This is a genomic window from Curvibacter cyanobacteriorum (assembly GCF_028649475.1).
Classification (GTDB): Bacteria; Pseudomonadota; Gammaproteobacteria; order Burkholderiales; family Burkholderiaceae_C; genus Curvibacter; species Curvibacter cyanobacteriorum.
This window is the reverse complement of sequence record NZ_JAQSIP010000013.1, coordinates 118,031-128,453: the sequence shown is the minus strand read 5'-3', so window position 1 is coordinate 128,453 and position 10,423 is coordinate 118,031. Positions and strand designations below refer to the sequence as shown.

The following is a 10,423-nucleotide window of genomic DNA, read 5'->3' as shown; positions in this document are numbered from 1 at the left end:
TGCGGGTCCATGCCACCGAAGAAGATGCCGTCCGGGTTCTTGGCCTTGATCGAGGTCAGGATGGCCATGAAGTCCGTGGCCTTGTCGGTCGTGAACTGCTCGTCCACGATCGTGATGCCCTTGGTGGCTGCGATCTTCTTGAACACATCGGCCACGCCTTGGCCGTACGCGGTGCGGTCGTCCACCACGGCGATGCGCTTGAGCTTGAGCGAATCAGCCGCGTAGAACGCCAGGCCAGCGCCCAGGGCGTTGTCGTTAGAGATGATGCGGTAGGTGGTCTTGTAACCCGGCTTGGTCAGGTTGGGGTTGGTGGCCGCGCCCGTGATGTGGGGGATGCCGCAGTCGTTGTAGACCTTGGCGGCCGGGATGGTGGTGCCCGAGTTCAGGTGACCGACCACGCCAGCGACCTTGGCGTCGCACAGCTTCTGGGCGGCGGCCGTGCCTTGCTTGGGATCGGCAGCGTCGTCTTCAGCGGCCAGTTCGAAGCGGATCTTCTTGCCACCGATGACCACGTTTTGCGTGTTCAGGTCTTCCACGGCCATGCGGGCGCCGTTTTCGTTGTCCTTGCCATAGTGGGCCTGGGCGCCCGACATCGGGGCGACGTGACCGATCTTCACAACTTGCACGTCTTGCGCAGAGGCAGCACCTGCCAAAACAGCCAGAGCGGCGACAGCGGTGAGTTTCAACTTCAATTGCATAGATTGACTCCGGAAAAGGTCTGAGAACGAGCGTGACTCAGTGAAGCGCACGTTAGCCTAATTTACAGAGGCTCAACATCAGGGAACACGCTAGTCATCTAAAAACAACAAGCCCTCTTCTGCGCTGGGTCAAAAGGGCTGCGGATGGTCGCGCCTCAGGGGGCGCGCCGCGGGCTGCTGTTGGCCAACTCCTGCGCCATCACCTCGCTGAGGGTGCGGCGCAACACCGATTCGAGTTCTTCGCGCAGCCGGGGCACCACGCTGCGGGTCTGTTCTTCGACCACGCGCGCCACGGTTTGCTCGACCCGCTGCTCCAGCAGCGCGTCGAGCCGCTGCATGACCCGGTGCATCAACTGCTCCTCAAACGCCACCGGGTCCACGGGCGGCACCGCGGGCGCTGCCGCGGCCGCCGGGGCGACCGGCACCTGCACCACCTCGGTCAAGGTGGGCACGAATTTGGGCGGGGTGCGCGGAGGCAGGGACATCAGGCGGCTCCTTTGACGGCAATGTCGTGCCGCACGATGGCATAGCCCCGGTCGGCATAGTGGCGCCAGCGCGCGCGGCCCGCCTGGCGGTCGGCGTCTTCGAGGCTGACCATCTCGATCACCCGTTCAAAGCGTTCAAAACCGGCGGGCACCTGGGGCCCGACATTGACCAGCACCTGGGGCCGGCTTTGCAGCGCCAGGTCGGCGGTCAGCAGCACGGGCGAGTGGGCCAGCACATGGGACTCGGCGTCGGCCGTGCAATGGGGCACGAACTCGTGGGGCGCCAGTTCCCAGAGGCGGCTGTCCACCACCTGCAACTGGCGCGGCTCCCCGGTCACCGTGACCCGGGCGCCGGCCTGAACCGCCTTGCGCAACAGCCGCAGCACATAGGGCAGCTTCTGCGGCATGTTGAAGTGAAAGGCAATCTCGGTCATGCCTTCTTGGGCGCAGCGGCCTTGCGGCGCGGCTTGGCCGCGGCTGCGGGCGCCTCGGCGGCCTGGGCCTGGGCCTGGGCCAGCAGGTAGCTCAGCAACAGGCCCACGGGGCGGCCGGTGGCGCCCTTGGCTCCCCCGCTCTTCCAGGCCGTGCCTGCGATGTCGAGGTGGGCCCAGGGGAAGCGGGTGGCAAAGCGCTGCAGGAACTTGGCGGCCGTGATGGCGCCCCCGGCGCGACCGCCCACGTTGGCGACATCGGCGAAGTTCGACTTCAGGCCGTCGGCGTAGTCGTCGTCCAGCGGCAGGCGCCAGGCCAGGTCCTGGGCCTGCTCACCGGCGGTCTGCAAGGCCGTGGCCAGCGCGTCGTCGGTCGAAAAGAGGCCCGAACGCACGCCGCCCAGCGCCACCACGCACGCGCCGGTCAGCGTCGCGATGTCGACCACGGCGCGCGGCTTGAAGCGCTCGGCATAGGTCAGCGCATCGCACAGGATCAGTCGGCCCTCGGCGTCGGTGTTGAGCACCTCGATGGTCTGACCGCTCATGCTGGTCACCACGTCGCCGGGCTTGAGGGCGCGGCCGTCGGGCATGTTCTCGCAGGTCGGGATCAGGCCCACGACGTTGATCGCCGGTTTGAGCTCGCTGAGCGCCCGGAAGGTGCCCAGCACGCTGGCCGCGCCGCACATGTCGAACTTCATCTCGTCCATCTCAGCCGCGGGCTTGATCGAGATGCCGCCGGTGTCAAAGGTGATGCCTTTGCCCACCAGCACCACGGGGGCTTCGGTGCGGGCCGCGCCCTGGTAGCGCAGCACGATGAAACGCAGTTCTTCTTCGGAGCCCCGCGCCACCGCCATGAAAGACCCCATGCCGAGCTTGGCCACGTCGCGCGGCAGCAGCACCTCGCATTGCAGGCCCGAGCCCCGGGTCGCCAGCGCCTTGGCCGCGGCGGCCAACTGGGTCGGGGTGGCGTGGTTGGCGGGGCGGTTGCCCCATTCCTTGGCTTCTTCGATGCCGTGGGCGGTGGCCACGGCCAGGGCCAGGGCGGCGCGTTGGGCCGGCAGCACCTCGGGCACGCCGAAGGTGACCTTTTGCAGCACGCGCGGCTCGGCTTGCGACTTGGTCAGGGTGTAGGTGTAGCTGGCGTCGGCCAGGGCCAGCACGGCGGCACGCAGGGCCGCGTCGGACAACTGTCCGTCGGCGGGCACCAGCAGCACACGCTTGACCGCGTCGGTGCGCACCGCCGACCAGCCCGCCAGCACGCCCTGGCGCACCGACTTGGCACTGGCGTCACCGACGCCGACAAACACCACGCGCGCGGTTTGCACCGCAGGCAGGCGGTAGGTGCTCAGCACGCGGCCCGCCTTGGGCACAAAATCCTCGGCCTTGAGCGCATGGGTCAGCACGCTGGACAGCGCATCTTTGCCCGGCTTGACCGGGTCGCTCACCAGGACCAGGAGCAGGTCGGCCTTTTCATTGACGGCGGCCGCCAGGCTCAGGGGTTTCAGTTCAAAGTTCATAATCACCCTTTTATCTCGTCCTTATGTTATTCCATTCATCACTGCGCAAGGAACTGGCCCGCAGCTTTGGGGCAACCCTGGTGGTGCTGGCCACGGTGGTCATGACCATGATGCTGATCCGTACCCTGGGTCAGGCCTCGCGCGGCGCCGTCAACCCGTCCGACGTGATGATGGTCATGGGCTACACGGTGCTGGGCCACCTGCCCACCATCCTGGCCCTGAGCCTGTTCGTGGCCATTGTGGGCACCTTGTCGCGCATGTACCGCGACAGTGAGATGGTCATCTGGTTTGCCAGCGGCCGGGGCCTGGCCAGTTTCTTGGGGCCGTTGTTCCGGTTTGCCTGGCCCGTGCTGCTGGTGATCGCCTTGCTGGCCCTGGTGGGCTGGCCCTGGTCCAACCAGCAGGTGCAGGACATGCGCGACCACTACGAAAAGCGCGGCGACGTCGAACGAATCGCCCCCGGGCAGTTCCAGGAGTCGGCCAACGGCACCCGGGTGTTCTTTGTGGACAAGCAGAGCACCGACTCCAAATCGGGCAACAACGTGTTCATCGCGGCGCTGGAGCGCGGCCAGGAGGCGGTCACCTCGGCGCAAAGCGCACGCATCGAGATCATTGGGCAGGACCGCTTTGTGCTGCTGAGCCAGGGCCAGCGCATGGAGCAGTTGCTGGCCGACGGCAGCGTCAAGCTCAGTGATTTCAGCGAGTACGGCACCCGCGTGGCCAGCAATGTGCTGACCGAATCCGACAGCGGGCCGACCAAGGCCTTGTCCACCCTCAAGCTGCTGCGCGAACCCACCCCCATCAACCAGGGGGAGCTGAGCTGGCGCCTGGGCCTGGCGCTGGCGGGCTTCAACTTCGTGGTGCTCGCGCTGGCGGTGTCGGTGGTCAACCCGCGCGCGGGCCGCACCGGCAGCCTGGTGTTCGCGCTGTTCGCCTTCATCGTCTATTACAACTTCATCAACCTGGGCCAGAACTGGGTCAGCAACGGCTCGATCCCGATGGCCAAGTTCATGCTGCTGCTGCATGGTGGCGCGGCCTTCGTGGGCCTGCTGCTGCTGGTCCAGCGCCACTACAACTGGAGCTGGCGCCAATGGCTGCGGGTGCGCGGTCACCGCCGTCAGGCCGAGGAAAGGGCCGCCCCATGAAAACCATCCGCCGCTACCTGTATGGCGAGGTGCTGAGCTCGGTGTCGTTTGTGACGCTGGGGTTCCTGGCGCTGTTCTTCTTCTTTGACCTGGTCGACGAGCTGCGCTGGGTCAACCAGGGGGGCTACCAGATCACCCAAGCCCTGATGTACGTGGCGCTGGCCATGCCCAGCCACCTCTATGAGCTGTTCCCGATCACGGTGCTGATCGGCACCATCTTTGTCATGGCCAGCCTGGCCCAGAGCTCGGAGTTCACCATCCTGCGCACCAGCGGCCTGGGACCGTGGATGGCGCTGCGCACGCTGCTGGTGCTGGGCCTGGCCTTTGTGGTCACCACCTTTGCCGTGGGCGACTACGTGGCGCCCGCCACCGAACGCGTGGCCCAGCTCATGAAGGCGCGCTACCAGGGGCGCCTGACCACGGGCCAGACCGGCGCCTGGATGAAGGAAAAGCAGGACTACAGCGCCTACGCCGTCAACATCGCGCGCATGACGCCTGATGGCGGCATGCAAAAGATCCGCATCTTCGAGTTCGACAACCAGGGGCGCATGGTGTCGATGACCAATGCCGAGCAAGGCCGCTTCAACCAGGACGAGTCCTGGCAGCTGCTGCAGGTGCACCGTTCGGAGTTCCACAACACCGATGGCGAGCGCGCCCGCGTCGAGCCCTCGAACATGGCGGAGTACCGCTGGCCCACCCGCATCAGCGCCGAAATGGCCTCGGCCGCCCTGCTCAAGCCCGACCGCATGCGCACCATCGACCTGTTCCAGTACATCCAGCACCTGGATGCCAACGGTCAAAGCGCACAGAGCTACGAGATCGAATTCTGGCGCAAGGTGTTCTACCCGCTGAGCTGCCTGGTCATGGTGGTGCTGGCGTTGCCCTTTGCCTACCTGCACTTCCGCTCGGGCGGCATTGCCGCCTACGTGTTTGGCGGCGTGATGGCGGGCATCAGCTTCTTCCTGCTCAACAACGTGTTTGGCTACATCGGCAACCTGCAGAACTGGACCCCGTGGTTGGTGGCCGCCTCGCCCGGCATGATTTACTCCCTGTTGTCACTGGCCGCCTTTGGCTGGCTGGTGCTGCGACGTTGACCCCGGGCCCCTGTGCCCACTGACCCATTTGCCAAGCTCCCCATGCACGCTGTGATTCTTTTTGCCCACGGTTCGCGCGACCCGGCCTGGGCCCGCCCCATCGAGGCCGTGGCCCAACGCATGCGCGAACGCGCGCCAGCCACCGAGGTGCGCTGCGCCTACCTGGAGCTGACCCGGCCCGACCTGCCGGAGACCGTGGCCGAGTTGGTGGCGGCGGGGGTGCAGAGCCTGCGCGTGGTGCCGATGTTCCTGGGCGTGGGGCGCCATGCGCGCGAGGACCTGCCGCGCCTGATCCAGGATCTGCAGGCCGCCTACCCGGGGTTGGCCCTGGAACTCTGCCCCGCCGTGGGTGAAAACGACGCCATCGTCGACGCGTTGGCCCAGGTGGCCCTGGGCTGAAGCGGCTGAATCAATAGACTTTTGCAGCATAATGAAAAGCCTCTTTAGGCGATATTCGTTATGAATTTGCACCAATTCCGCTTCGTTCAAGAGGCGGCCCGCCGCAATCTGAACCTGACCGAGGCCGCCAAGGCCTTGCACACCTCGCAACCCGGCGTGTCCAAGGCGATCATCGAGCTGGAAGAAGAGCTGGGCGTGGAGATCTTCGCGCGCCACGGCAAACGCCTCAAACGCATCACCGAGCCAGGCCAGCATGTGCTGAAAAGCATCGAGCTGATCATGCGCGAGGTCGGCAACCTGCGCCGCATCGGCGAGCAGTTCAGCGCCCAGGACAGCGGCACCCTGTCGATCGCCACCACCCACACCCAGGCCCGCTATGTGCTGCCGGTGCCGGTGGCGCGCCTGCGCGAGGCCTACCCCAAAGTCAACGTCAGCCTGCACCAGGGTGCGCCCGACCAGGTGGCCAAGATGCTGCTCGACGAAGTGGCCGAAATCGGCATCGCGACCGAGTCGCTGGCCGACTACGCCGACCTCGTCACCCTGCCCTGCTACGAATGGCAACACGTGCTGGTGCTGCCGCCCGACCACCCCTTGACCCAAAAAGACCGGATCAGCCTCGAAGACATCGCCCAAGAGCCGATCATCACCTACCACCCCTCGTTCACGGGGCGCACCCGGGTCGACAACGCCTTTGCAGCCAAGAAGCTGCAACCGCGCATCGCGCTGGAGGCGATCGACTCCGACGTCATCAAGACCTATGTGCGGCTGGGGCTGGGCGTGGGCATCGTGGCCGAAATGGCGGTCCGCGACGACCCGATTGGCGACCTGGCCGTGCGCCCGATGGGCCATGTGTTCGGCCAGAACGTGGCCCGGGTGGCCTTCAAGCGCAGTGCCTACCTGCGCAACTTCGTGTTCAAGTTTGCCGAGCTGCTCAGCGACCGCCTGAGCCGCGACCTGATCTCCAAAGCCCTGAGCGGCCACGTCAACGACTACGAGCTCTGAGCGATTTCCTCCATCCCACCAACTGCCCTGCACCGCTGCCATGACGACCCCTGACACCGTTTCCGTCCGCACCCCGCCGCTGCAAACCAAGCTGCCCGCCGTGGGCACCACCATCTTCACCGTCATGTCGGCGCTGGCGACCGAAACCGGCGCGGTGAACCTGGGCCAAGGCTTCCCGGACTTCAACTGCGACCCCAAGCTGGTCAACGACGTCAGCCAGGCCATGCAACAGGGCCTCAACCAGTACCCGCCGATGCCCGGCGTGCCGGCGCTGCGCGAAGCCATCTCGCGCAAGATCGAAGCGCTGCACGGCCACCACTACCGCGCGGCGGACGAGATCACCGTCACCGCCGGCGCCACCCAGGCCATCATCACGGCCATCCTGGCCATCGTGCGCGCCGGTGACGAGGTCATCGTGCTCGAGCCCTGCTACGACAGCTATGTGCCCAACATCGAGCTGGCAGGCGGCGTGGTGGTGCGCGTGCCCCTGACCCCGGGCACCTTCCGCCCCGACTTTGACCGCATCGCGGCCGCCATCACCCCGCGCACCCGCGCCATCCTGATCAACTCGCCGCACAACCCCAGCGCGACCGTGTGGAGCCAGCAAGACATGCTGCGCCTGCAAGAGTTGCTGGCCCCGACCGACATCTTCTTGATCAGCGACGAGGTCTACGAGCACATGGTGTTCGACGGCCAGACGCACCAGAGCGCGGCGCGCTTTCCGGGCCTGGCGGCGCGCGCCTTCATCGTCTCGAGCTTTGGCAAGACCTACCATGTGACGGGCTGGAAAGTGGGCTATGTGGCCGCTCCGGCCGCGCTGACCGCCGAGTTCCGCAAGGTGCACCAGTTCAATGTGTTCACCGTCAACACCCCGGTGCAACACGCGCTGGCCCAGTACATGGCCGACCCCAAGCCCTACCTGGAGCTGCCGGCCTTCTACCAGCACAAGCGCGACCTGTTCCGCGCCGGCCTGGCACGCACCCGCTTCAAGCTGCTGCCCAGCGAAGGCAGCTACTTCCAGTGCGTGGACATTTCGGAGGTCAGCGACCTGGGTGAAGCCGACTTTGCCCAATGGCTGACGCGTGAGATCGGGGTGGCCGCGATCCCGCTGTCGGCCTTCTATGGCGACGGCTTTGACCAGCGGGTGGTGCGTTTCTGCTTCGCCAAGAAGGACGAGACCCTGATCGCCGCGCTGGAGCGCCTGGCCAAGCTCTGAGGCCAGCGACAAGCTTTGAAGCCCGCGGCGAGGGCCGGGGCCAGCCCGGCGTTCCGCTGGGGACAGCGGCCGGCGGCCGCAGCGTGCGCCACCGTGACGCCGTGCCACCGGCAGTGCCCGGTCCGGGCACCCGACCTGGCGTCAGGTCTCGGACCAGATCTCGTCGAGGTACTTGAAGCCCCACTTCTCCTTGTCTTCCACCGCCACGATCTTGTCGGTGGTGTTCGGAGCGGCCAGGTCGAGCACCTGGCGCACGATGGGTTCGTTGGATTTGGTGGAGAAAAACACCGTGACCTTGGGCGTCAGCAACGAGGCGGCGTGCTGTTCGGTCACCACCCCCAGGCGGCCCGATTCCAGGCGCACCAGCGCCCCCACCGGGTAGATGCCAATGCTGCGGATGAAGGCCTTCATGATGTGCGGGTCAAAATGCCCGGCCCAGGAATTCATGCGCCGGATCGACGTGCCCGGGTCCCAGCCCGCCTTGTAGGGGCGGTTCGAGGTGATGGCGTCGTACACGTCGCAGATCGCGCCCATGCGCGACAGCAGCTGGATGCCGTCGCCCTTGAGTTTGTGCGGGTAGCCCGAGCCGTCGATCTTTTCGTGGTGGTGCAAGGCGATGTCCAAGGTCGCCTCGCTGGCCCCGCCCCCCTCGCGCAGCAGGCGCCAACCCTCCTCGGGGTGGCTTTTCATGATGGCGTATTCGGCCTCGGTGAGGCTGCCGGGCTTGTTCAGCACCTCCAGCGGCATCAGGGCCTTGCCCAGGTCGTGCATCAGGCCGCCCATGGCCGCGTCGCGTGTCTGGGCTTCGTCCAACCCCAACTGGCGCGCCAGCGCGACCATCAGGGCGCACACCGCCACCGAGTGCAGGTAGGTGTAGTCGTCGCGGCTCTTGAGCCGCACGATGCTGACCAGCGCGCCCGGGTTGCGAATCACCGAGGAGGTGACCTCTTCCACCAGCGGTGCCGCGCCATTGACGTCGATGGCCTTGCCCAAACGCACGTCGTTGAACAGGCTGGTCACCGCGTCACGGCTTTGCAGCAGGATTTTTTTGGCCTGCACCAACTCCTGGCCCATGCTGGTGGGCGCCGGGGGCACGCGCTTGGCCACCAACACCGCAGGCGCCTCGGGCACCGGCGCGGCAGCGGCCGGGGCCTGCGCCGGGCCTGGGGCCGCGACATCGCAGCCCTTGGACACATCGATCCAGATCTCATCAATGCCGCTGGCCACGATCGCGTTGAGGTCTTTGACGTCTTCCAGCAGGAAAGCAGTGCGCCAAAAAGGGTGCTTCAACCAGGACCCACCAAACTTGTGCAGGTACATGCCTAGCTGCAGTTGCTGGGCGTTAATGATTTTCAACATGGTGCGAGATCGGGAATCCTGAACGGCCCGGCCACAAGACCGGTGGCCCTGCGCTTCCAGCAGGCCATGACGCCGAAACCCCAAGCATGCCACGAGCCAGGCACGATGTCCCATTCCCGCATCAGAATAGGCTTAAATTTCAGCCCTTGTTGCCAGCTTGTGCGCACCAAGGCCCGTGTCGGGCCCTTGGCCAGCCCCTGGTCTCCCTTCCTTTTTTGCCCGCAAGCCCTGCCATGAACGCCCACGAACAACTGGTCACCCTCGAACACGCTGTGCAAGCCTGGCGCGATGGGCACCTCAGCATCGCCGACCTCAGCAGCCGCTGCCGCGGCCTGAGCCACCTGCTGGCCGCCCTGCCACCGCAGTTTGAAACCGTGCTGCACCAACTGCTGGACCGCCTGGAGTCGGCCGCGCTGTTCACCGAAGAAAGCTGCTCGTTCAGCCAGAACGACCTGATGGGGCACCTGGAGGGCTGGGCCAGCAAGGCACGCCAGCGGCTGGGCTGATGGCGGCAGCCTGAGCGCCCGCGTCGGGCGGCCTAGACGTGGCGCTTGACCCCGCGCCCGGCCTCGCCCGGGCCGGCTTGTGGTGGCAAATCGCGGGCCTGCTGGTGCAAGGCTTCCATCAGGCTGCAGCGCGGCCCATGGCCCGTGCAATGGGCTTCGAGCTGCTGCAATTGCCGATCCAGCGCCCGCAACTCGGCCAGACGCTGCTGCACATGCTGGCGGTGCGCCTGCACGGCTTCACGGGCCCGCACACAGTCGTCGGCCAGGTTCAGGTCGAGCGACAGCAGGGTGCGCACCTCGTCGAGTGACATGTCGAAGGAACGGCACAGCCGGATGAAACGCAGGCGCTGCAGATCGGCCTCACCGTAGAGGCGGTACTGGTTGTCGCTGCGCGCCGCAGCGGGCAGCAGGCCCTCGCGTTCGTAATAGCGCACATTGGCCACCGACACGCCCGACTGGCGTGCCACCTCCCCAATGCGCCAGGGGGCGGGCTGGTGGGGCGCCTGAGGCGTCGGGGGCTTGGGCATGCGCAGATCCTTTCGTTGAAACCGCCCAGTATCGGGGCTTGACC

General features: G+C 66.3%; 12 protein-coding genes. 6 read left to right on the top strand and 6 right to left on the bottom strand.

The features are described from left to right. The 4 genes from PSQ40_RS20450 to PSQ40_RS20435 all read right to left on the bottom strand — a co-directional run. Positions 1–698: branched-chain amino acid ABC transporter substrate-binding protein (locus PSQ40_RS20450; protein ID WP_273953739.1), on the bottom strand; the 698-nt coding region annotated here is incomplete at its 3' end. Positions 699–853: 155 nt separating this feature from the next. Beyond that, positions 854–1,183, bottom strand: coding sequence for a hypothetical protein (locus tag PSQ40_RS20445; RefSeq protein ID WP_273953738.1), 330 nt, complete (start codon positions 1,181–1,183; stop codon positions 854–856). Further along, positions 1,183–1,617 carry a DNA polymerase III subunit chi gene (locus tag PSQ40_RS20440; protein ID WP_273953737.1) on the bottom strand — a complete coding sequence of 145 codons (435 nt, stop codon included), beginning with the start codon at positions 1,615–1,617 and terminating at the stop codon, positions 1,183–1,185. Before PSQ40_RS20440 ends, PSQ40_RS20445 begins: the two co-directional genes overlap by 1 nt. Then, positions 1,614–3,131: a leucyl aminopeptidase gene (locus tag PSQ40_RS20435; RefSeq protein WP_273953736.1), complete on the bottom strand. Its 1,518-nt coding sequence runs from the start codon at positions 3,129–3,131 to the stop codon at positions 1,614–1,616. The genes PSQ40_RS20440 and PSQ40_RS20435 overlap by 4 nt, the downstream gene beginning before the upstream one ends. 23 nt (positions 3,132–3,154) lie before the next feature. Here PSQ40_RS20435 and lptF point away from each other — a divergent pair, with 23 nt between their 5' ends. The 5 genes from lptF to PSQ40_RS20410 are packed head-to-tail and all read left to right on the top strand — an operon-like array spanning position 3,155 to position 7,987. Continuing rightward, positions 3,155–4,276: an LPS export ABC transporter permease LptF gene (gene lptF, locus PSQ40_RS20430; RefSeq protein WP_273953735.1), complete on the top strand. Its 1,122-nt coding sequence runs from the start codon at positions 3,155–3,157 to the stop codon at positions 4,274–4,276. Beyond that, positions 4,273–5,370, top strand: coding sequence for an LPS export ABC transporter permease LptG (lptG, locus tag PSQ40_RS20425; RefSeq protein ID WP_273953734.1), 1,098 nt, complete (start codon positions 4,273–4,275; stop codon positions 5,368–5,370). Before lptF ends, lptG begins: the two co-directional genes overlap by 4 nt. Before the next feature lie 42 nt (positions 5,371–5,412). Next, a complete protein-coding gene (locus tag PSQ40_RS20420; RefSeq protein WP_273953733.1) occupies positions 5,413–5,769 on the top strand; it encodes a sirohydrochlorin chelatase in 357 nt (118 codons plus the stop codon). 60 nt (positions 5,770–5,829) lie between these two features. Beyond that, positions 5,830–6,771, top strand: coding sequence for a CysB family HTH-type transcriptional regulator (locus tag PSQ40_RS20415; protein ID WP_273953732.1), 942 nt, complete (start codon positions 5,830–5,832; stop codon positions 6,769–6,771). 40 nt (positions 6,772–6,811) lie between these two features. Continuing rightward, positions 6,812–7,987 (top strand): pyridoxal phosphate-dependent aminotransferase, encoded by a 1,176-nt coding sequence (locus PSQ40_RS20410; RefSeq protein WP_273953731.1) that lies wholly within the window; start codon positions 6,812–6,814, stop codon positions 7,985–7,987. Positions 7,988–8,128: 141 nt separating this feature from the next. On the opposite strand, the gene PSQ40_RS20405 is transcribed toward PSQ40_RS20410, so the two are convergent. Then, positions 8,129–9,346 carry an HD-GYP domain-containing protein gene (locus PSQ40_RS20405; RefSeq protein WP_273953730.1) on the bottom strand — a complete coding sequence of 406 codons (1,218 nt, stop codon included), beginning with the start codon at positions 9,344–9,346 and terminating at the stop codon, positions 8,129–8,131. Positions 9,347–9,579: 233 nt separating this feature from the next. On the opposite strand from PSQ40_RS20405, the gene PSQ40_RS20400 reads away from it, so the two are divergent. Beyond that, on the top strand, positions 9,580–9,852 hold the full coding sequence (locus tag PSQ40_RS20400; protein WP_273953729.1) for a hypothetical protein: 273 nt from the start codon (positions 9,580–9,582) through the stop codon (positions 9,850–9,852). Positions 9,853–9,884: 32 nt separating this feature from the next. On the opposite strand, the gene PSQ40_RS20395 is transcribed toward PSQ40_RS20400, so the two are convergent. After that, positions 9,885–10,379, bottom strand: a complete 495-nt coding sequence (locus PSQ40_RS20395) for a MerR family transcriptional regulator (protein ID WP_273953728.1) — start codon at positions 10,377–10,379, stop codon at positions 9,885–9,887. Positions 10,380–10,423 lie beyond the last annotated feature (44 nt).

Bases quoted from the DNA above. Each gene is read 5' to 3' on its own strand.
- PSQ40_RS20400 (WP_273953729.1), top strand. From the start codon at position 9,580: ATGAACGCCCACGAACAACTGGTCACCCTCGAACACGCTGTGCAAGCC.
- PSQ40_RS20435 (WP_273953736.1), bottom strand. From the start codon at position 3,131: ATGAACTTTGAACTGAAACCCCTGAGCCTGGCGGCCGCCGTCAATGAA.
- PSQ40_RS20445 (WP_273953738.1), bottom strand. From the start codon at position 1,183: ATGTCCCTGCCTCCGCGCACCCCGCCCAAATTCGTGCCCACCTTGACC.
- PSQ40_RS20405 (WP_273953730.1), bottom strand. From the start codon at position 9,346: ATGTTGAAAATCATTAACGCCCAGCAACTGCAGCTAGGCATGTACCTG.
- PSQ40_RS20410 (WP_273953731.1), top strand. From the start codon at position 6,812: ATGACGACCCCTGACACCGTTTCCGTCCGCACCCCGCCGCTGCAAACC.
- lptF (WP_273953735.1), top strand. From the start codon at position 3,155: ATGTTATTCCATTCATCACTGCGCAAGGAACTGGCCCGCAGCTTTGGG.
- PSQ40_RS20440 (WP_273953737.1), bottom strand. From the start codon at position 1,617: ATGACCGAGATTGCCTTTCACTTCAACATGCCGCAGAAGCTGCCCTAT.
- lptG (WP_273953734.1), top strand. From the start codon at position 4,273: ATGAAAACCATCCGCCGCTACCTGTATGGCGAGGTGCTGAGCTCGGTG.
- PSQ40_RS20420 (WP_273953733.1), top strand. From the start codon at position 5,413: ATGCACGCTGTGATTCTTTTTGCCCACGGTTCGCGCGACCCGGCCTGG.
- PSQ40_RS20395 (WP_273953728.1), bottom strand. From the start codon at position 10,379: ATGCCCAAGCCCCCGACGCCTCAGGCGCCCCACCAGCCCGCCCCCTGG.
- PSQ40_RS20415 (WP_273953732.1), top strand. From the start codon at position 5,830: ATGAATTTGCACCAATTCCGCTTCGTTCAAGAGGCGGCCCGCCGCAAT.